At 53.0% G+C, this 21,788-nt stretch carries 20 protein-coding genes; 8 read left to right on the forward strand and 12 right to left on the reverse strand.

Annotated features, from left to right (window positions below):
• Positions 1–5: 5 nt before the first annotated feature.
• From KDM87_RS10335 to KDM87_RS10350, 4 genes are all read left to right on the forward strand, one after another.
• The gene (locus KDM87_RS10335; RefSeq protein ID WP_212678995.1) at positions 6–959 is read left to right on the forward strand and encodes an N-acetylglucosamine kinase; all 954 of its coding nucleotides are present in this window, start codon (positions 6–8) and stop codon (positions 957–959) included.
• Complete coding sequence (locus KDM87_RS10340) at positions 956–1,744, forward strand: N-acetylmuramoyl-L-alanine amidase (protein WP_212678996.1); 789 nt, start codon at positions 956–958, stop codon at positions 1,742–1,744. Before KDM87_RS10335 ends, KDM87_RS10340 begins: the two co-directional genes overlap by 4 nt.
• On the forward strand, positions 1,745–2,239 hold the full coding sequence (locus tag KDM87_RS10345) for a M15 family metallopeptidase (RefSeq protein ID WP_212678997.1): 495 nt from the start codon (positions 1,745–1,747) through the stop codon (positions 2,237–2,239).
• 247 nt (positions 2,240–2,486) lie between these two features.
• Positions 2,487–2,678 carry a hypothetical protein gene (locus tag KDM87_RS10350; RefSeq protein ID WP_186883000.1) on the forward strand — a complete coding sequence of 64 codons (192 nt, stop codon included), beginning with the start codon at positions 2,487–2,489 and terminating at the stop codon, positions 2,676–2,678.
• A 30-nt stretch (positions 2,679–2,708) separates the two neighbouring features.
• On the opposite strand, the gene KDM87_RS10355 is transcribed toward KDM87_RS10350, so the two are convergent.
• From KDM87_RS10355 to KDM87_RS10365, 3 genes are all read right to left on the reverse strand, one after another.
• On the reverse strand, positions 2,709–3,572 hold the full coding sequence (locus KDM87_RS10355) for an HDOD domain-containing protein (RefSeq protein ID WP_212678998.1): 864 nt from the start codon (positions 3,570–3,572) through the stop codon (positions 2,709–2,711).
• A 110-nt stretch (positions 3,573–3,682) separates the two neighbouring features.
• Entirely contained in the window at positions 3,683–4,156 is a 474-nt protein-coding gene (locus KDM87_RS10360) for a CreA family protein (protein WP_212678999.1), read from the reverse strand.
• Positions 4,157–4,209: 53 nt separating this feature from the next.
• Complete coding sequence (locus tag KDM87_RS10365; RefSeq protein ID WP_230407696.1) at positions 4,210–5,676, reverse strand: APC family permease; 1,467 nt, start codon at positions 5,674–5,676, stop codon at positions 4,210–4,212.
• A 317-nt stretch (positions 5,677–5,993) separates the two neighbouring features.
• On the opposite strand from KDM87_RS10365, the gene KDM87_RS10370 reads away from it, so the two are divergent.
• Together KDM87_RS10370 and KDM87_RS10375 are read left to right on the forward strand one after the other, a co-directional pair.
• Entirely contained in the window at positions 5,994–6,368 is a 375-nt protein-coding gene (locus KDM87_RS10370; RefSeq protein ID WP_212679001.1) for a DUF2946 family protein, read from the forward strand.
• 287 nt (positions 6,369–6,655) lie between these two features.
• On the forward strand, positions 6,656–8,869 hold the full coding sequence (locus KDM87_RS10375; RefSeq protein WP_212679002.1) for a TonB-dependent receptor plug domain-containing protein: 2,214 nt from the start codon (positions 6,656–6,658) through the stop codon (positions 8,867–8,869).
• 105 nt (positions 8,870–8,974) lie between these two features.
• Here KDM87_RS10375 and KDM87_RS10380 read toward each other — a convergent pair whose 3' ends face one another.
• The 7 genes from KDM87_RS10380 to KDM87_RS10410 all read right to left on the reverse strand — a co-directional run bounded on the left by KDM87_RS10380 (position 8,975) and on the right by KDM87_RS10410 (position 17,506).
• A complete protein-coding gene (locus KDM87_RS10380; protein WP_212679003.1) occupies positions 8,975–9,712 on the reverse strand; it encodes a hypothetical protein in 738 nt (245 codons plus the stop codon).
• 392 nt (positions 9,713–10,104) lie between these two features.
• A complete protein-coding gene (locus KDM87_RS10385; RefSeq protein ID WP_212679004.1) occupies positions 10,105–11,316 on the reverse strand; it encodes an ABC transporter permease in 1,212 nt (403 codons plus the stop codon).
• Entirely contained in the window at positions 11,307–12,122 is an 816-nt protein-coding gene (locus tag KDM87_RS10390) for an ABC transporter ATP-binding protein (protein ID WP_212679261.1), read from the reverse strand. The genes KDM87_RS10385 and KDM87_RS10390 overlap by 10 nt, the downstream gene beginning before the upstream one ends.
• A 47-nt stretch (positions 12,123–12,169) precedes the next feature.
• Complete coding sequence (locus KDM87_RS10395; protein ID WP_408058719.1) at positions 12,170–13,483, reverse strand: efflux RND transporter periplasmic adaptor subunit; 1,314 nt, start codon at positions 13,481–13,483, stop codon at positions 12,170–12,172.
• A 12-nt stretch (positions 13,484–13,495) separates the two neighbouring features.
• Entirely contained in the window at positions 13,496–14,986 is a 1,491-nt protein-coding gene (locus KDM87_RS10400; protein ID WP_212679005.1) for an efflux transporter outer membrane subunit, read from the reverse strand.
• A gap of 195 nt (positions 14,987–15,181) precedes the next feature.
• Positions 15,182–16,828, reverse strand: a complete 1,647-nt coding sequence (locus KDM87_RS10405) for a M28 family peptidase (protein WP_212679006.1) — start codon at positions 16,826–16,828, stop codon at positions 15,182–15,184.
• A 78-nt stretch (positions 16,829–16,906) separates the two neighbouring features.
• A complete protein-coding gene (locus KDM87_RS10410; protein WP_212679007.1) occupies positions 16,907–17,506 on the reverse strand; it encodes a GNAT family N-acetyltransferase in 600 nt (199 codons plus the stop codon).
• A 123-nt stretch (positions 17,507–17,629) separates the two neighbouring features.
• Here KDM87_RS10410 and KDM87_RS10415 point away from each other — a divergent pair, with 123 nt between their 5' ends.
• Positions 17,630–18,313 carry a MarC family protein gene (locus KDM87_RS10415; protein WP_230407697.1) on the forward strand — a complete coding sequence of 228 codons (684 nt, stop codon included), beginning with the start codon at positions 17,630–17,632 and terminating at the stop codon, positions 18,311–18,313.
• A gap of 20 nt (positions 18,314–18,333) precedes the next feature.
• Here KDM87_RS10415 and cadR read toward each other — a convergent pair whose 3' ends face one another.
• Positions 18,334–18,765: a Cd(II)/Pb(II)-responsive transcriptional regulator gene (cadR, locus tag KDM87_RS10420; RefSeq protein ID WP_212679008.1), complete on the reverse strand. Its 432-nt coding sequence runs from the start codon at positions 18,763–18,765 to the stop codon at positions 18,334–18,336.
• Positions 18,766–19,077: 312 nt separating this feature from the next.
• On the opposite strand from cadR, the gene KDM87_RS10425 reads away from it, so the two are divergent.
• Positions 19,078–21,390, forward strand: coding sequence for a heavy metal translocating P-type ATPase (locus KDM87_RS10425; RefSeq protein WP_212679009.1), 2,313 nt, complete (start codon positions 19,078–19,080; stop codon positions 21,388–21,390).
• Here the strand turns inward: KDM87_RS10425 and KDM87_RS10430 are convergent.
• Positions 21,369–21,692, reverse strand: coding sequence for a hypothetical protein (locus KDM87_RS10430; RefSeq protein ID WP_212679010.1), 324 nt, complete (start codon positions 21,690–21,692; stop codon positions 21,369–21,371). The two genes, KDM87_RS10425 and KDM87_RS10430, sit on opposite strands and share 22 nt — an antisense overlap.
• Positions 21,693–21,788 lie beyond the last annotated feature (96 nt).

Raw genomic sequence — 21,788 nt, forward strand, 5'->3', positions numbered from 1 at the left:
ACAATATGAACCCAGCAGATTTTGTTTTTCCCGGCATCAGAGACAACGCATCAGCGCTGGCTTTGGGCATAGATACGGGCGGAACACAGACACGCTGGGCGCTGGCAACGGCCAATGAAGACATCATCGCCAGCGGCACCGCGGCGGGATTGACGGCTCTGCAACTCAAGACGCAGCAGGGCAAACAGGAATTCGCGCAAGTTTTTTCCGACCTCGCTGCGGCGGCACGCAGCCACGGTAACTTACAGACAGTCAGAGTCGGCATTACCGGTTTCAGCGATGATATGCGTGCCGTCATTCTGGAGATGCTGACCGGTATTCTGCACATGCCGGAACCATGTATTCGCCTCGGTACCGACATCGAAATTGCGTATCTGGATAGTTTTAAACCAGGAACCGGCTATCTGGTCTATGCAGGTACAGGTTCTATCGCCGCTTATATCGACGAGGCCGGGCAATTTCATCGTGCAGGTGGCCGCGGCTATTTATTGGACGATGGCGGCAGCGGTTTCTGGATCGCCCGCGAAGCAGTGCGCCATATCTGGCGCGCAGAAGATGAATGCCCGGGAACATCACGTGAATCGCTGCTCGCAAAAGAAATATTCAAAGCAATCGGCGGTGGCGATTGGGACAAATCCAAAGATTTCATGTATCACCACAGCCGCGGTGACATCGGTAAACTGGCGTTGGCGGTTGCCGCCTGCGCGAATACGGATGAAGTCGCAGCCGATATTTTAAAAAGAGCCGGGCAAGAACTGGCACGACTGGGAATGGCGATGTGCAAGCGTTTCGGCAACAAGCCTGTGGTTCTCAGCGGGCGGGTACTTGAACTCCATCCATTCATTGCAGCATCTTGTCGTACTCATTTACCTTCAGACATCAGCTTACGTACCAGTATTTGCCAGGCACATTTTTCGGCAGCCCGGCTCGCTGCCAGACAACTTACATTACTCTCATGAAAAAATTACTCTTACTCGGATTTCTCGCCGCCTTCCTCACCGGCTGCGCTACATCACGGATCGACTCCAGCATCTCGGCGAAAAGCCAGGAAAACCGCGTGCAATTCCTGATCCTGCATTACACCGCGATTGATGAGCCGACCTCGCTCAAGGTGTTGAGCCAGCAAGGCGTCAGCAGTCACTATCTGGTCGGCGATCAGACCCCGGTCAAAGTCTGGCAACTCGTTGACGAAAGTAAAATGTCGTATCACGCCGGACTCAGCGACTGGAAAGGCTACAGCCGCCTGAACGCCAGCTCTATCGGCATCGAAATTGTGAATCTGGGCTTCCGCGATACGCCGGAAGGCCGCACCTATTTCCCTTTCCCGCAGGCACAGATAGACCGCGTCATTGCGCTGGTGAAAGATATCGTTGCCCGCCATCAGATACGTCCTGAATACATACTTGGTCATTCCGATATTGCGCCGCAACGCAAGTCTGATCCGGGTCCACTGTTTCCGTGGAAACAACTGGCTGACGCGGGTCTGATTCCGTGGCCAGACGCAACCCAGGTTGCCCAACGCTTGCCTATCTATGAAGAGCAGTTACCGGACGTCAGCTGGTATCAGAAAAAACTGGCGCAGCATGGCTACAACACACCGCAAACCGGGGTACTGGATGAAGCGACAAAAAATGTGCTGATCGCGTTTCAAACGAAATATCGCCCCGAAAAATTTGATGGCATGCCTGACGCTCAGACTGCCGCCATGCTGGATGTTCTGACGGCGAACACGAAGACTCGATAAATGCTGGATGCACTGGGGATAAACGCGGAAATACTGGAGCGGCGCGGCTTCGTTGCGGTATCTGAAGCGACTGCTCTGGTGCTTGCCGAGGTGGGAGAGGATGGGCGCGAATATCTGCTGACACCCGCCACCAATCAGGCCTGGCAAGCGATGAAAAATGCCGCTGCCGCTGACGGTATTGCCCTGCTGATGATTTCAGCCTTTCGCAGCATCACGCGTCAGGTTGAAATCATCCAGACCAAACTTGCGGCAGGGCAGAAAATTCATGACATCTTGCAAGTCTGTGCGCCGCCGGGATATAGCGAACATCACACTGGACGGGCTATTGACATCGCCACGCCGGAAGATCCTGAGTTGGAAATCTCGTTTGACACCACGGCAGCATTTCGGTGGTTGCAACAACATGCACACGCATTTGGTTTTGAAATGTCTTACCCGCCAGAAAATCACAGCGGATACCAATACGAACCATGGCACTGGTGTTTCCAACGCTGAACACGTCAGACCTGAAGCTGAGAAAACAGGGATGTTCGTCGCGGATAAAAACACTCTGTTCCCGCCAAATGACGCTTTGTCGCAAACGGTTCGCCTTCCCTTATCGCACCCACTAAAGTGACTTCACTCACTCGATATGGAAAGGACATGGTATGAAACTCACCGCAAATATGGATGGCGTCGTCATCGCCGCAATCGCTCTGGTTATGCTGAGCAATCTGATTCATCAGTTACTGGCCTGAGCATCATGCTGACCCTGCTGATTTGGATCATTTTATTTGTATTGTGCTGGCCGCTGGCAATCATGGCGCTGTTGCTGTATCCCCTATTCTGGCTGCTGTTACTGCCATTCAGAATACTCGGGATTGCCGTTGATGGCGTTTTCGAATTACTGCGTGCGATTGTCATGTTGCCAGCACGTTTGCTGGGTGGGCGCTGAACAATCGCCGCGAAATGAATGTACGCTGTTTTAATGTACGCTATTGAATAAGTCGTGCAACTCTTCAAAGCGATCTTCCACTTCGTCGTTCGCCAGGCCAAGAAAATCGCAGGCTAATTGCCCGCCTTTATCCCACTCTGCCCAGTTTTCCTGACCGTGGTAACGGTATATGCCGTATTCCGACACCAGCGCCAGCGCCACTAAAGCCCGCACACGGTCATTGGTGGCAGAATCCGTCAGCACGAGATAATCGTGGTGCAACAATATCGCGTTCGACACCTCTTCGGGTAATCCCCAGGTCCGCGCCATTAAAGCACCAATCGACGTATGACTGGTGCTGTGTCGCTTCTGCTCTATTGCCGTGAATTTTTCGTTGACGTCATTACCGGCTAATACCAGCGTTTCCTGATAATCCGGAAAACGTTCCAGCAACAATGGAATACCTATGTCACAAAACAAGCCGAATGTATGTGCAATATCTGCTGAGCAAATGCGCATACGGCTCGCCAGATGTGCCATTGCCTGCGCCCGTTTAGATGAGAAATCCCAGAATTTAGCGAGCGGAATTTTTTCTGTCTGCACTGCCTGACGCGCAATAATTCCCGTCATCAGTAAACCGCATTGCTGTATGCCCAATAGCTTCACGGCATGCGCAACGGAAGTCGCCTTCAGGCGCAAACCAAAAAAAGACGAATTGGTGACTTTGAGTAAAGATGCCGACAAGGACACATCGTTCGAAATGATGGCGGCCAGCCGTCCCGGATCAGGCTCTTTGCTGGCTAACTCCGTCTGCAGATCCAAGAGCATGCTGGGACGTGGTGGTATGCGTATGGTCTTGATCAGAGCGTCAACAGATTGATCGCTGGCGACGTTTGCAGTGCTTGGAGGAGTCATATCAAAACAGCAATTGAATAATATTGTGCAGCGCCCATTTTAACGCATATTACCGCGCAGAAAGAATTGTATGGCATGTGTTTTCAGGTTCAGACTGGCGCTGATTCACCTTATTTTTTTACGGGAATCAGGGTGTTTCTGTCTACCGGAACCGCTGTAACACCATTCTGCGGCGAACCATCAATCAGCTTATCCGAATAGGTCAGGTAAACGAGGGCATTTCTTTTCTGATCGACCATACGGACGATGCGTAACTTTTTGAAAAGAATAGATAAACTCTGGTTGAACACTTCTTCCTGTTGCTTCAGCGGTGCCGGAAAACTAACCGGTCCGACCTGGCGACAGGCGATCGACGCTTCTGCTTTATCTTCCGCCAATCCCAAGCCACCAGAAATGCCGCCAGTCTTGGCACGGGATACGTAACAAGTCACGCCTGCAACTTTAGGATCATCATAGGCTTCCACCACCACTTTATGATCGGGGCCGATCAGTTTAAAAGCCGTATCCACGCTACCGATATGTTCAGCAAAGACGGTTGTTGAACATAAAGTTAGTGCTGCACATGCCAGAATCTGAAGTTTCATGTTGTTCACCTTTCATTCATTTTTCATTCATATCCGGCATCTGCTGCCAGACATTATTTATTCAAAGCCGAGTGACGCTTGCTGTATGCGAAATAAATACTGATCGCAATAAACATCCAGATAAAAAATACTTTAAACGTCGTTCCCGACAGATCTTTCAGAATATACAAACACGCAAAAATACTCAGCGCCGGGATCAGATACGGACCAAACGGCACACGGAAACCCTGCACGCCATGCCCGATTCCTTTTTTACGTATCACAGGAATCGATGCCGAAACGACGATGAAAGCGACCAGCGTTCCCATGCTGACCATGTCCCACAAAAATGTCGCATCGACCAGGCCTGCAACGAAACCGACCAGCAGACAAACCAGCACGGTGTTAATCACCGGAGCGCGTGTACGTTGATGCACTTTCTGAAATGAAGCAGGAATCAGACCATCTTTACTGATCGCATACAAAATCCGGCTTTGTCCATAAATCGTCACCAATGTGACACTGAATACAGAAATCACCGCCCCTGCGGAAAGCACCAAAGCTGGCCATGCCTTGCCTGTCACATTCTGCAAAATCACCGCCAGACCCGCCTCTTGCCCTTCAAACATATGCGCAGGTTGAGCACCGACGGCGGCAATCGCCACCAACATATAAAACACGGTGACAACAATCAGCGCAGCCATGATTCCCAGCGGTACATTGCGCTTGGGATTGTTGACTTCCGCACCGGCAGTCGCCACCGTATCGAGTCCGATAAAAGAGAAAAAAACCGTGCCCGCAGCGGCAGTGACGCCCGCCATGCCCGCCAGCCCTTTGCTATTGTCGGTATTAAAAAACGGCGTGAAATGTTCAGCATGAAAACCAGAAAAGGCAATGACAGCAAAAAACACCAGTATCGCCAGTTTGATCATGACCATAATCGCATTCACTGTCGCCGACTCTTTCGCACCGCGCAACAGCAGGAAACAACAGATGATCACCAGAACCACCGGCGGCAGATTGAATTGCCCTGGATGAATTTCAACGCCATTTGCACCGGCAACGATCATCGGCGTACGTAACATCTCGGGAATCTGCCAGCCCAGCGCATTGTGCAGAAAATTATTCAGATAAGCTGACCAGCCTATCGCTGTCGCACTCGCCGCCAGTCCATATTCCAGTAACAGACAGGCGGCAACAACAAACGCCGCGAATTCACCGACGGTGGCATATGCGAATGAATACGAAGAACCGGAAGCCGGAATCCGTGCCGATAATTCAGAATAGCAAAGCGCCGTCAGCCCGGCAGTCAGCGCCGCAATCAGAAACGACAAAATAACCGAAGGCCCGGCTTTAGGTACCGCTTCGACCATAGTGAAAAAAATACCGGTTCCTATCGTCGCACCGACGCCGATCATCGTCAGCGAAAACAATCCCAGCGAGCGGTGCAGACTATGCTGATGCTGCTCCTCAATGATCACTTCATGTGCATCAATCGGTTTGGTGCGGGTTAATTGGCGGGCTAATGATATAAAGCTCAAGATCATTCCTTGTTTTCAGAAGCTGCTGCGCATCTGATGAAATAGCAAAGACCAGATACTTAAATCTGGCACGGCGTGTAAAAGTGCAGCTGAACGCAGAACTCGTTGGTCAGATACGGACAATGTCTATAAGCAAAAACTGTACGCACATCACATCCGGCTACACTGAGCAACGCAATTCCGTTTATTTCATGACGATTACACGAAAAACGCAATGATAGCGGCAAATCCCTTCCGCACAACGTCAACTACCGTAATTTGCAGAGTTTGTGATACATCATGGCAAAAAACACTGGAGATGTTAGCATTCCAAACTTATGCCTATGCTAAGAATTTCCCTGCTGACATTTCACCATCTGGTGCGCACAGTATTACTGATGTATGTACTGACGCTTGGCGTCGCTGTTGCGTCGCCGCTGATGAAACCAGATGCGATGAACCTGATCTGTACCAGCACCGGATATAAACTGGTCGGCAACACCTCAGATGCAGACCAGGGCAAAAGCAGCGCGCAGACGCATTTACTCGATTGCCCTTTATGTGTTGCGACGACACTCCCTCCTGCTGTTGCGTCGAATAGTGTTTGCGAACCTCCGCATGCGTTGTCGTATACCACGCAGTCGATTCCGGCTGCGCGGCTTGCGGCAACCGTCTCCGCCCCCCTTCCCGCGCGGGGTCCTCCGGTAATCTGAAGTCTCTGTCCGGTTCTGTTTTCTCCTGTACGCGTCTGATCGACATGTGGCTACGTGCACGTGGCGATTGAATATGTTGATTACGCTTAATTGCAGGTAATTGCATTCAATTACGTGCGCGCTAACTCGCGATCACTGACCGGATATCCCTTTAAGCCCTGGTGCTGCAACTTTCTGCGCACCATACGATCACCGACCATCGCCGGAACCGCATCATTTCCTGAGCATGGCCGCCGTAGTCTTGTTCACGGCTGCGGCAACGCACTACATAAGAGAGACCCTATTTCATGCAAACTCAATTCAAACAACATATTCTGGCGACGTCGATCGCAGCTCTGCTTCCTTACTCGGCAGCTCAGGCGCAGGAATTACCGGTAAAAAAACCATCTGAAGTCGTCATTCATGCCGAAAAAATTCCGGCACCGAATATTGATGGAGTCACACAGAAGTCAGCGCTCGCTGCGACCAGCGATGTCGCAACGTTGTTGCGTGACGTTCCCGGTGTCAGCCTGTATTCAGCTGGAGGCGTCTCAAGTCTGCCAGCGATCCACGGTCTCGCTGATGACCGCTTGCGGATACAGGTGGATGGCATGAATCTGATCTCAGCATGTGCAAATCATATGAATCCACCGTTGTCCTATATCGATCCGACGCAGGTCGGCAGTATTCAGGTATTAACCGGTATCGCCCCCGTCAGCACTGGCGGCGACAGCATAGGCGGTACCATTAAGGTGAACTCACCCGAGCCGGAATTCGCAGCAGCAGGCCAGGGCACACTGCTCAAAGGTCAGGCCGGTAGCTTTTATCGCAGCAATGGCAATGCCAAAGGCGGCAATTTTGCAGCGACGTATGCGACCGAAATATGGAGCCTGAATTACACCGGCGCGATTGCCGAAAGCGGTAACTACCATGCGGCCAACGATTTCAAAGCAGCAAAATTAGCAGCATCCGACAAAGCCTGGATCGCTGGTGACGTGGTTGGCTCATCACGCTACAAATCTGAAAATCAATCCTTGTCTGTCGCGATGCGCAATGCAGGCCAACTGCTGGAACTGCGTATCGGCACGCAGAATATCCCGTATCAGGGTTTCCCGAATCAGCGCATGGATATGACGGGCAATAACAGCGAACAAGTCAATCTGCGCTACAAGGGTCAGTATGACTGGGGCACGCTGGAAACACGCCTGTACAACGAACACACACGTCATCGCATGAATTTCGGTGACGATAAACAGTTCTGGTACGGCAATGCGCCCGGCATGCCTATGGATACCGAAGGTAAAAATACCGGTGCGCTGATCAAGGCAAATCTGATGTTATCCGAACGCGACAAGCTCAGCGTCGGCACGGAATATCAGCGTTATCGCATGAATGATTGGTGGATCGCTTCTGGCACCGGCATGATGATGGCGCCGAATACCTTTGTGAATATCGCCGATGGTCAGCGTGATCGTCTCGGCGTGTTTGCTGAATGGGATGCCAACTGGACTGCGCAATGGGTAACGCAACTGGGCTTGCGCTACGACAGCGTGAAAATGAACAGCGGCAATGTCGCTGGCTATAGCAGCATGTATGGCAATCCGGCGCTGCCAAGTTCTGTCCCCGGCGCATTCAATGCCGCTGACCGTCAGCGCAAAGATAACAACATCGACCTCACTGCCACCGCCAGCTACACACCGACGGCCACATTCAGTATGGATGGCGGCTACGCGATGAAATCACGCTCACCGAATCTGTATGAGCGCTACACCTGGGCCAGCAACAACACCATGGTCATGAACATGAACAACTGGTTTGGCGATGGCAATGGCTATGTCGGCAATCTCCAGTTAAAGCCTGAAGTTGCGCATACTTTGAGCGCGACGCTGAACTGGCATGATGCGGCGCTATCCGACTGGGAAGTAAAAGTATCGCCGTACTACACACAAGTGCACGACTACATTGATGCCAGCAGTTGCGCTGCTGTTGGTAAAACCTGCGGCACACGCAAAGACGGTTTTCAAAATCTGAGCCTCAGCAATCAGAAAGCGAAGCTGTATGGCCTTGACATTTCCGCACGCAAACAACTGATGAGCACCAGTGAGATTGGCAGTGTTTCACTCAGTGGATTACTGAATTATGTGCATGCCAAAAACACCGTGACCGACAGCGGCTTGTATAACATCATGCCGCTCAACGCACGGCTGTCGCTGACACAGAAAAAGGATCATTGGGACAATACGCTGGAAGTGCAGATGGTCGATGCGAAAACCGATCTTTCTGACATACGCAAAGAACTGCGCACCGCTGGCTACACCTTGCTGAATCTACGCAGTAGCTACACCTGGAAACAGGCTCGTTTTGATGTGGGTATCGACAACCTGTTAAACCGCTTCTACAACTTGCCGCTGGGCGGCGCCTATCTGGGACAAGGAGCAACGATGGGAGCAGGCGTTGCGCATGATACGCAGGTACCGGGTAGTGGACGCTCGGTGTATGCAGGTGTCACGCTGAAGTTCTGATGCAATAACGCCTATCAAAGGCGGCCTTCGGGCTTACGCCTTAACACCATGCTGCCCGGCTTATCTCAGCGGGCAGCACAGTTCAAAAAACAGATAGAAAGCAGCTTACACATTGCTGGTGTTTCTCATGTGCCCATCCTCAGAAAAAAGCAAAGAAACCGGAGATGCAGAAGACTGCCCTGAAAGCAGGCTGCCGTATTTTGCGATCACTGCACCCAACGCGTTCGGACTTTGAGCATCAGTGTACTCGCGCTGAAATTTCACACCTTCATCCAGCGCATTTTTTGCATCCGTCATGCCAACCACGGCCATGAGTTTTCGTGCCATCGATGGCGTCTCATCAAGTGCTTTTTTTAATTGATCTGTGTAAGGGTAATCTGCCGGAAAGACAGCCTGCCCCATGCTGTCATACGAGATACTTGCAGGCGCTGACGATATCCCATGGTCAGACAAAAATTTGGGAAACACATTCGAAACGTGCGTACTCAACGCATCAATATTTCGCTGTGAAGGCATGAGCAAGGGCGGCAATTCAGCAATCGGCTTTTGCGGGCTGGCTGAAAAATAATCGTCGATATTCAGCTCCACGCTGCCCTTGTCGGTATCGAAACTGGCAAGCGCAGGGCTTGATGTGGAGAATGGCGCTGCTGTTGCCGGAGCGGATCTGGCACTCTGCGATGCTATTTCTCGCATCAGTCTGTCGCGTGCTGCACCAGAAATACTGGCAGTATCACTGCTGCGCGCCGGGGTGCTTGTTTGAGCCGGCGCGGTCGTCGAAAAAGTCCCCGTCTTCTTCGCCACATCAAACCATGCACTCGCGCCGCTGATGCCTTGAATATTCATGAGATACCTCTCCTGCTGAATGAAATGACGGTTGATTCTCTGCTGATACCTTATCTAGTTTACAAAAAAATATCAAAATTTAAAGTCTCGAATTGCACAGAATTTATCGCATTGTTTCATCAATTGATGTAGTGCGATCACATGGTAGAAATTACAAGGGTGCAGACAGGCACGAGCGCCGGGATACCTCAGACAGACCTATTGAGTCAATAACTAAAAGCCGATCTCTCAGTATTGATGCGCCTTCTGGCGCAATTTTCACTTGCAGGGCTTATAGAATAAGGGGGTAAGGCCTGGAGGAAAGAAGATCAACAGGCTGGAAGAAAAAGATCATCGGCATCATCAATAATCGTGGTGACAGACCATCATCCATCACCACGCTTATTGTGAGTTTACTCGTGTCGCAAAGCTTCAATCGGATCAAGCTGGGCGGCACGACGCGCCGGGAAATAACCGAACAACATGCCGATGCCCGCTGAAAAGAAAAACGACATCAGGTTAATCGACGTATTGAACATATAAGGCACCTGCATGATCTGCGCGAGCAAGATCGATGCCCCCGCTGCCAGCACGATACCGATCACACCGCCGAGCGTCGATAAGACAGTCGCTTCAATCAAAAACTGCAATAGCACTTCGCGCTCCAGCGCACCGATCGCCAGTCGCAAGCCTATCTCACGGGTGCGTTCTGTGACGCTGACCAGCATGATATTCATGATGCCGATGCCGCCGACCAGCAAACTCACCGCAGCAACTGCGCCAAGCAAGGTTGTCATGACCTTGGTCGTGCCTGACATGGTTTCTGCCAGCTGCTTGGTATCGAGCACGTTGAAGTTATCTTCATCGGTATCGGCCAGTTTACGTCGCTCGCGCAGCAATTGTGTCAGACTGGCTTTCAGGGTTTCGCTATCGGCATTATCTTTCATCGAAACCAGCAAAGTCGCAACGCGGCGGTTGCCAGTCACACGGCGCTGCAAAGTATGCAAAGGAATCAGCACCACATCATCCTGATCGTTGCCCATTGCAGCCTGCCCTTTCGAGGCCAGCACACCGACCACTTCGCAGGAAAACTGCTTGACGCGCAAATGCTCTCCAACCGCATTGCGCGTGTCGAACAATTCCCGCCGGACTGTTTCACCGATAATGCACACGGCAGAACCGGCCTGCAATTCGCCTTCTTCAAACTGACGACCCGCCGCCAGCGTCCAGTTATTCGTGCGTAACCACGCATTGGTACTGCCAGTCACGCTGCTCGACCAGTTACGTCCATTCGCGACGACAACAGCGCTGGCTCGCCCTTCGGGTGCCACGGCTTGCACGCCACCGATTTGCGAAGCGATTGCCTCGGCATCGGCTTCTTTAAACGAAGCAGTACCGGCACCGCCACCACCGCCAAAGCTCATACGCTGGCCGGGACGAATCTGCAATAAATTCGTCCCGAGGCTGGAGATCTGCGCCTGCACCGCAGCGGTCGCACCATTACCTAAAGTCACCATGGTAATCACTGCGCTGACACCGATCACAATACCGAGAATCGTCAAAAATGAACGCAGCAGATTACGGCGTATCGAACGCAGCGCCAGCAATATCGTATTCAGGAACATGTTGCACCTCCTGCGGCTGCCGCAGTATCTGCTGGAATATCTGCCGGAGATATCGCAACCGGATGCGGATTGATGGTATCCGTATCAAGCAGGCCATCAACAAAGCGGACAATGCGCTTGGCATATAAAGCCATATCCGGTTCATGTGTGACCATCATGATGGTGATGCCATGTTCCTGATTCAGGCGCGACAGCAATTCCATGATTTCACGGCTGCGCTGAGAATCGAGATTGCCGGTCGGCTCATCCGCCAGCAACACCGCCGGCTCAGTCACAATCGCGCGCGCAATAGCAACCCTTTGCTGCTGACCACCTGACAATTCGGCTGGTGTATGGTGTTCCCAGCCTGCCAGTCCAACTGATGCGAGGGCCTTCGCTGCCAGCCGGTGGCGGTTCGCAGGACTTTCGCCGCGATACAGCAGCGGCAATTCCACATTTTCCTGCGCTGAGGTACGCGCCAGCAAATTAAATCCCTGAAACACAAAACCGAGATAACGCCGCCGTAAGCGGGCACGCTGATCGCGCGTCAAGGCTTCAACATGCATACCCTGAAATAAATACTCACCACCGGACGGCGTATCGAGACAACCAATGATATTCATCGCCGTCGATTTACCCGATCCGCTGGGGCCCATAATCGCGACGAATTCACCGGCATGAATATCAATATCGACGCCTTTAAGCGCCATTAATGCCGCTTGTCCGCTGCCATATTGTTTCGTGACGCCACGCAAGCGTATCAAGGGCAGCGCATCGTCGTCAGCGATCTTATCCTCAGTCACTGATGCTGATACTGGTACGGCCATCGTCGTCGCGGCGCGATCCGAATTCATTTCAGAACTCATTTCAAAACTCACTTTGCAGCAATCTGACGTTGTTCAGTAATCACTGGCATTCCTGCCTGCAATTCCGGCGCGCTGACTTCGGTCATTTTGCCGTCGCTGATGCCGCGCGTCACCGCAATCGCCACCGGCGCACTATCACGTAATATCCAGATCTGCTGTACTTTTTTGCCGTTCGCCGATTCTGTGGCCGACTTCCGCGCAGCCTGACCTGGCGGACGCGGCATCAGACTTGTCATCAGACCGCTCTTACCCGGTGCCGCAGCTGTGCCGCCGTGCGATGGTGTGAAACGCAAAGCCGTATTCGGTACGATCAGCACGTCGTTTCTTTCCTTCGCAGTGATCGTTGCCGACGCCGTCATTCCCGGACGCAGACTGAGATCACTGTTGTCCACGTCCAGATAGGTGATGTACGTCACCACATTGTCTGTAATCGTAGAGCCATAAGCGACGCGGGTAATCGTGGCCGGATACTGGCGATTTGCGTAGGCGCTGACGGTGAAACTGGATTTTTGCCCCAGTTGCACGGCACCGACATCGGCCTCATCAACGTTCACCTGCAAACGCAAATGCGTCAAATCTTCTGCAATCGTAAATAAGGTAACGGCCTGCAACGACGCAGCCACAGCATTCCCGGGATCAACCGAACGGGTCAGTATCACGCCGTCGATAGGCGAGCGGATAGAGGCGCGCGCTAAGTTGGTTTCATCGGTCGATAAGCTTGCCTTCGCGCTGAGCACATTCGCATCTGCACTGAGGACCGTGGCTTTCGCTCTGTCTAGCGTCGCAGCGGCAGTATCGAGTTCGGCTTTCGATGGGACTTTGCCGCCCGATAAACGCGCTACTTCCTGCAAGCGTTCATAATTCGCCTGCGACTCTTTAACCGTCGCATTAGCCTGTGCCAAAGCGGCTCTGGCCGCATCCAGCGCTGCCCGTGAACGAACGATCTGGTCGTTTAACTTGGCAGTATCAAGCTCCACCAGCACCTGCCCTTTTTTGACTTTGTCATTGACATCGACCAGCACACGGCTGACTGTACCGGATAATTCACTGCCTATGCTGACCGAGCGCGTCGGTTGCAGAGTGCCGTTCGCCATCACGGATAAAGTCAGGTTGCCACGTGCCAGCGGCGTGGTGACAAACACGGGCGCGGCCTGATTCGCCTGATTTTTACTCCAGAAAAACCAGGCGGTCAGCAGCACAGTCATCAGCACAACGATCAGCCAAAATGCAGGCCGACGCCACCAGACGCGGGCATGCGGGTCGTCAAGTAAATTGAGCGCTTCCGCTCCGTTTTTCGTCTTCATTACAGCAGGTGTCATCATGATTTTTTTAGTCTAGTTATCGCGCTGGTTAAGGGCACCAGGCATTCCGGCGGAGTCATCCTGATCGGCCTGCCAGCCGCCGCCCAGCGCTTTATACAGGCGCACATAATCTGCGGCCAGATCGTTACTGGTGCTCGCCACGGCATCCTGCGCGCTATACAAAGTGCGCTGTGTTTCAAGAATGGTCTGAAAATCGACAAGACCACTGGCGAAACGCTGACGAGCTAGCAAAGCGGCGTTACTGGCAGCATCGGCAGCATTGCGCAAACCTTGCAAACGCGCCCTGTCGTTTTTCAACGCGACCAACGCATTTTCCACATCTTGCAAGGCCGTCAGCACAGCAGCTTTATATGCAAGCTGCGCCTGCTCAAGTGCGGCTTGTTGCGCCTGTAATTGCGCCCGGTTTGCGCCACCATCCAATACTGGCAGCGAGACGCTGGCCAATACGCTGCTGAGCAAAGTGCCACTACCGCCAAGCGCACCGACTGTCAGCGCGCGCAGACCGAGCGAGCCGCTCAGATTAAAGCTTGGATAATTCGCGACGTCGGCCTGCCGCACCCGCGCCAGTGCGGCATTGATCTGATGTTCAGCCGCACGGATATCGGGGCGTTGGCGTAAGGTCTCGGCAGGCAGGCTCAGTGCCAGATTGTCATCTGCCTGCGGAATGCCGGATACATTCAGCATGCTGCCAGTGTCCGCAGCCCGGCTCTGCAATTGCTGACGCAGCGATTCCGGTGTCTGCCCGCACAACACTTCCAGACTATGTAAATTCTGTGCTTCCGTGGTTTCCAGTAAAGGAATCTGAGCCTGCGCCTGCTCACTGGCAGCGCGTCCCTGCTCAGCCTCCAGAGAGGTCAACAAACCAGCCTGTACACGCCAATTCGTTATTTGCAAAGTCTCGGCCTGACTCGCGACATTCGCGCGTGCAATTGCCAGACGAACCTGCGTCGTGCGCAATTGTATGTAGTTCAGCGCGACTTCAGCAGCAACGGATATCTGCACATCGCCCAGACTGGCGGCACTGGCGCGGGCAGTTGCTTCACTGGCCGCCAGTGCCTGATGGTTGGCACCAAAAATATCTGGCTCCCAGCTGGCATCAAATCCTGTCGAGAATGAATTTGCAGGCGCAATGTCGCCCGCTTTACTGCGCTGTCCCGACGCCGAGGCATTGATTTTGGGAGTTAAAGCCGCCGCACTGACATCACGCAACGCACGCGCCTGCCGTAAAGCCGCCTGCGCACTCTGAACACTGGTGTTGGCTAGTAGTGATTGTGTGATCAGCTGATTTAACTGCGGGTCCTGAAAGCGCTGCCACCATACCGCAAGATCCGTCTGTGGCACAGTCGCCGATGGCAGCGCATCTGTTGCACTGCCGACCCGCATACCGCCGGACCAGGCAGCAGGAAGCGTGAGGCCTGCGATCTCGCTTGTCGTTGGCGGTACACCGGAAGAAACGCACGCAGCCAAAGGCAGCAGAAACAGCAGGCAAATTTTGCGCGTCATAACATTTTTTTTGTGTTTCATTCAGCCATCAAACCTGATAGTCATTTCAGCACAAATTGTAGCGCGACGCCGGTATTAATAAAGCGATACGTGTGTATCGCTTTGTGACGGATTATTGCTTGCGCTCAGACAAATATCCTGATTCAGATGTCACCACCAGCCGCGCATCAGTCACGCAAACGACACCGCCAACGATCACTGGCGCTTCACGTTCGCAAAGGCCTCACCTTTTTTCCACACCGGCATCGTTTTCGCATTCGCAATCTCATATCCGAGGTTCAGCGTGAACTGCGCCTGCTGCACCATGCCACTTAAATCCCATTGTGCATGATAAGTATCGCGTTCGGTGTGGTAATCCGCTTTGAAGCTCTTCATCTGCTCTTTCAGCGTCTGCTCTGGCTGCTTCGCAAAGTGAAAGTGCCCATCACCGGAAAACACCGCCGAACCGACGTTGAATGCAGGCACGCCTGCGCGGGCAAAATTAAAATGATCTGCACGGAAGTAAGCCCCGCCCAGATCAGGCACCGCAGGCGCCAGTTGCAAATGCATTTGTGCAGCTACTTTGGTGGCACTGTCGTACAAGCTGCTGCGCTCACTGCCAGCCACGCCGATATCGTGTGTGGCGGCGACAAAATTCATGCTGTCGAGATTCAGATCAGCAGCCGTTTTTGCCAGCGGCCAGGGTGGATTACTGACGTAACTCTGGCTACCGAGTAAATATTGTTCTTCTGCACAAGGCCATAAAAAAATCTGCGTACGTTTCGTCGGCTGCCTGACTGCTGCCTGCGCCATCGCCAGTAAGGCCGCGCTGCCGGAAGCGTTATCCACCGCACCATTCCAGATATGTGTTTTGCCGTCAGCCGTTTTCTCCATACCAAGATGATCCCAGTGCGCCGAATAAATCACCGCTTCTGTCGCCAGCTTCGGATCGGTTCCGGGTACCATCCCCAGCACATTAAACTGCTCAACCTGCCGGACCTGATTCTGTATGTTCACCTGCGCCTTGATATGCAAATCGACAGGTTTAAAATCACGCTGTTCGGCACTCGCGCGCAAACGATCAAGATCCAACCCGGCGGCCGCAAACAAAGTGCGGGCATTTTCTTCCTGCAACCAGCCTTCGACTGCATTTCCCATTCCCGGCAAACTGAAGCGTTCGTGGCTGAAACTGGTTTGCGGCACATTCCATCCATAACTGGCGGATGGCGTGGTGTGAATCAGCAGCACGCCTGCTGCGCCCTGACGCATCGCTTCTTCAAACTTGTATGTCCAGCGACCGTAATACGTCAGCGCTTCACCCGCAAAGCGCTGCGGCTCTTCTTTCGTAGGACGGGGATCATTCACCATCATGATCAGCAGCTTGCCTTTGACATCGACACCTTTAAAATCATCCCATTGTTCTTCCGGTGCGCGGATACCATAGCCAACAAAAACTACAGGCGTATCCAGCGCAACTTTTTCTTTACCACCGGAAGAACCAAACACAATCTCGCTGCCCAGCGTTGGCGTTATCGTCCGGTCGTTTATCTGAAAACTGATGCGACTCTCTGGCAGCGTCTGGCTGCCGATAATCCGTACCGACTGCCGGTAACCGGTAACGGCTGCCGACTTCAGCGGCTGCAAGCCAATAATGGCGGCCTGGGTTTCGAGATAACGAACCGCCAGATCGCCGCCGCGCTGCCCGGTGCCACGCCCCTCCAGCAGATCGTCGGCAAGAAAAGAAAGATGTGAGCGCAGCACGGGTTCGCTGATCATCCGGGCAGGTGTTGCTGTCTGCGCAGTCGCGTTGATGGTAGTGAGTCCGAGCAGGCCCAGCGTTACAGCGTAAGAAAAATTAGTCATATCAGAATAGTGAAGAAGTAAAGAGTCGGGTGCATTGCTGTGTGTCAAACACCATGTCACAGAGCATATTTCGTACCACTAAGTGGAAGTGGGCAAATGCATGATGGTCGCTGACGGCTGCGTTCTGTTCCGCCATTCGCGCGCAAGTAAAGAATAGCATCGCAGATCGACATAGCGATCGCCCTTGCGTTCGCATTCACGCAAAATGCCTTCGAGTTGAAAGCCAAGTTTTTCGATCAATTTCCAGCTTGCAGGATTGTCGGGCTCCACCATTGATTGCATGCGATGCAGGCTGAGTTTCGTAAAACAATAATCGAGCATGGCCGACAGACATTCATGCATCACGCCTTTTCCCCAGTATTCAGGAAAAATCCAGAATCCGGCTTCGGCACAATGATCATCCTGTTCCCATTCGTTAATGCCACAGGTGCCGATCAGATGCTGCGGTTCATCGCGATGGCAGATACCCCACCAGATTCCGGTGCCGGTTTCATAAATCAATTCAAACCAATCGAGTTGGGCCTGCGTTAATTCCAGCGTTTCATAACTGATACCGTAATACTCGGTGACACGCGGATCAGACATGCCGCGAAAAATGGTGCACAAATCATCGGCCACAATTTTCCTCAGCAAAAACTGCGGTGTCTGAATCAAAGGGAACGGGGATTTTTCTGACATAATTAAAATTATTAATGCACATTTAACATACGGCAACAAAGTTGCTTCATTTAAAACCAGAAACCGGATATTTCCTAGATATTCTGTTGCATAATCGGGCACTCTATTTTTTCAGGAGTTTTTATGAGTATGGCGATGATCGTCTTCTTCAAGGCGTTGCTGGTGGTGCCTATCACTTTATTGCCAATTTTAAATCCGATTGCGATTGCGCCTATCTTTCTGTCGATGACAGGGCCGATAGAACCGGAAATCGCTAACCGGCTGGCGAAACGCATTGCGATCAACTGTTTTTTCCTGCTGATGGGAGCGATTTTTATCGGTTCTTATGTGCTCGATTTTTTCGGTATTTCGCTGCCTATCGTGCGCGTTGCCGGCGGTATCGTGGTCGGCATGGCGGGCTGGAAATTACTGAATGACCAGAGCCAGGATAAATTGCTGAATTCAGTTGCCGCCTCGCACGGCGGGCAGTGGGACCGTGAAGAATTACGCCGCCGCAGTTTTTATCCGTTCAGCTTTCCATTAACCGTTGGCCCCGGCACGATTGCCGCCTCCGTCACACTCGGTACGCAAATGCCGCACAAACCTATCGACTGGCTGCTGACCAGTATCGCTTCCGCGATGGGCGTGTTACTGACAACCGTCGTGGTCTATCTGTGCTACCGCTTTGCACGGAATATGGAGCGCTTCCTCGGCGATATCGGTGCCACGGTACTGATGCGCTTGTCCGCTTTTATTCTGGTTTGTATCGGCATAGAAATCGGCTGGGCCGGTGTCTCTGACCTGATTGCAGATATCCGCCTGCGCTGATTCTTCAGGCAACATTTATTTCACGGACTCTCCGCATGGCAGGCACACGCTTCGCCATGCGCTGCAGCCACCAGCTCGTGCAAGATACCGCACTCTTTTCCATGATGCCGTTCATCACAACGCGCACGTAACTGACTGAGTTGTTTCTCCAGCGCCCGCATGCTTTTTAAGCGGGCTTTAACGCGTGCAATCTGCTGATCAATGAGCAGATTAATATCGCCACAATCTTCGGCCGGACTGGCGATAAAGGCGACCAGCCTGCGCACATCGGCCAACGGAATATCCAGCGCCCGGCAATGACGGATAAACGACAGCCGTTCCAGATGCTCGCCGGTATAGCTGCGGTAGCCGTTTTCCTCTCGCTCCGGTGCCGGTAACAAGCCTTGTTTTTCGTAATACCGGATCGTTTCCAGATCCACGCCCGTCGCTTTCGCCAGTTCACTGATACGCATTTTTTCACTCACGCTGAATGATGATGGGTTGCTGAAGAGGTATTTATGCCCAATTAATACTCCCCCGGGTATATAAAAAGCCCCTTTGTTTATGCTGAGAATAAGGCGATTTTATTAAAAACAGGGGGGAGTATATGAATATTTGCCTGTATTGGCATTTTTTCTGACGCCGGATACCAGCCTTCGGCGTCACATTTCCGACACGATAGCGCGACCGGAATCAATGCGTCAGTATATCCTCAAAAAAATTCCTTGACCCCGTAGCCACTCCAGAGTCTACACTCATCATCAACGTCAATATCAGGATGTCATATGGCAGATAAAATTGCTTGTTGTGGTCACGACCACACGCCGGAAAAACCCGCTGAACCAGCGCCGCATGCACACGCGCACGCTCATGAAGGCAAGCAAAGTACCTGCGGACACGGGCATCAGCAATGTGCAGCTGAAGTATCGATGACAGCACCAGAACCGCAGCCAAATCTGCCGGAGGATGCGCAACGCCTGCGCTTGCATATCGCACAAATGGATTGCCCGACCGAAGAAGCGCTGATCCGTCGTTCGCTATCAGATTTGCCGGATGTGTTGCGACTGGATTTTGATTTACTGAACCGGATTCTGACTGTCCATCACCGCCAGCAAAATATCGATGATATTCACAGCAAACTGCACGCCGTCGGCATGTCCGGCACGCAGCTGGATGCCGGGCAATCACATCTGGCATTAAGCGAAAAGCCATCACGTAGCCAGTATTGGAAAATGGCGCTGGGCGGTATCGCGGCTTTCAGCGCCGAAGTCATCGCGTGGATCAGCGGCAAAGAAGACTCGGTAATCATCGGCGCACTGGCGCTGTTTGCGATACTGATCTGCGGCATCCCTACCCTGAAAAAAGGCTGGATCGCGCTGCGCCATTTCACCCTCAATATTCATCTACTGATGACGGCGGCGGTTGCCGGTGCGATCGCCATAGGTCAGTGGCCGGAAGCAGCGATGGTGATTTTTCTGTTTGCCGTCGCTGAAATGATAGAGGCAGCCAGCCTGATTCATGCCCGCAATGCCATCAGCGGTTTACTGGAACAAGCGCCGGAAACGGCGCAGGTGCAGCAGGCCGATGGGAGCTGGCGGGCAGTCAGTACCCGTGATATCGCCGTCGGTGCGCTGGTGCAGTGCCGTCCGGGCGACCGGATCGCGCTCGACGGCATCATTGAATCCGGGCAGTCCAGCGTCAATCAGGCGGCCATCACCGGTGAAAGCATGCCAGTCGACAAACAGCAAGGCGACGTCGTTTATGCAGGCACGCTGAATCAATCCGGCACCTTGCAGATACGCGTCTCCGCTCCGGCGAATGCGAGCATGCTGGCTCGCATTGCCCATTCGGTGCAGGAAGCGCAAAGCCAGCGCGCACCGACGCAAAGTTTCGTTGACCGCTTTGCTGCCGTCTATACACCAGTGGTGTTTGTGCTGGCCTTGCTGACAGCGATCCTGCCGCCACTGTTACTGCAACAAGACTGGCATGAAAGCCTGTACCGGGCGCTGGTGCTGCTGGTGATTGCCTGCCCTTGTGCGCTGGTGATCTCCACTCCCGTCACCGTCGTCAGCGGCCTGGCACTGGCGGCGCGCCACGGTATCGTAGTCAAAGGCGGGCTGTTTCTGGAACAAGGAAAACTGTTGAAGACACTGGCTTTCGATAAGACCGGTACGCTGACCGAAGGCAAGCCCGGCGTGAATCTGATACGCAGCCTCAGCGATCTGGATGAGAAAGAAATTTTGCGCCTTGCAGCCAGTCTGGATGCGGGCTCCAGCCATCCGCTGGCAATCGCGCTCACCACTGCCTGCAAAGAAACATTATCTGAGGTCACGAATGCCCAGTTATACGAAGTGCAGCGTGGGCGCGGTGTCAGCGGCGAAATCGACGGCCAGCGCTGCTACCTCGGCAACCGCGCGATGCTTGAGGCACTGAGCATCATCGCACCTGGCATTGGCTGGCAAAATCTGGATGCGCAAGTGCAGGCGCTCGAACAACAGGGAAACACCGTGATTTTTCTGTGCCGTCAGCAACAGTTACTCGGATTGATTGCCATCTCAGATCAAATCAGGGCCAGCAGTCAGGCCGCAATCGCAGAGTTACACGCGCTTGGCGTTACCACTCTGATGCTGACCGGTGACAATGCCGCGACCGCGCAGGCAATTGCGGCACAAACCGGGATCAGCGATGTGCGCAGCCAGTTGCTGCCGGAAGATAAACTCAATGTGATCAGAACGCTGCGTAGTCAAGGCGTGACAGGGATGACCGGCGATGGCATTAACGACGCACCGGCCATTGCCACGGCGCATATAGGATTTGCGATGGCTGCTGGCAGCGACACCGCACTGGAAACTGCAGACGTCGCTTTAATGCAGAATGATTTACGCAAATTGCCTGAATTCATCCGTATTTCGCACAAAACCAGTCAGGTTCTGTGGCAAAACATAGCCTTTGCACTGGCAGTCAAACTGATATTTTTTGCGCTCGCGCTGAGCGGACATGCGAGTTTATGGATGGCGGTCTTTGCCGACACCGGCACCAGCCTGCTGGTGGTGCTGAATGGTGTGCGGCTGTCCCGTTATGCAGGTAAAGATGTCTGAGTTGTCTCGCCGACTGGCTCATTGAGTATCAATGCGTGCTCGACCTGATCGGATTCGTCACCGATGCGACTTTGCCAGGCACGCATAAAGTAATTTTTCTCTGTCGGTGTTGGCGTTTCGTGCCAGATCACCATCAGGGTTCCTTTATGGTCATGGATTTTTGCGAGCTTGGTAATGCAGGCAGTATTACGATCGATGTCCGCCAGCCCCATCGCATAGCCGTAGACACGGCTCAGACGCTCGATCCGGTCTGGTTCGGTTTCGCTGTTCGTTGCAGAAATTTTTGGGTGATCCAGATACATATGCAGTCTCCATCAGGGTAGTCTTCATCTGATTCTATCTGAAGCCGGATAGCGCGGCTACGCTTTTCCCTCAGTCAGTCCGCCCCGCACGACAGT

It is taken from the genome of Cognatundibacterium rivi, assembly GCF_018139565.1.
GTDB classification, from domain to species: Bacteria; Pseudomonadota; Gammaproteobacteria; order Burkholderiales; family Burkholderiaceae_D; genus Undibacterium; species Undibacterium rivi.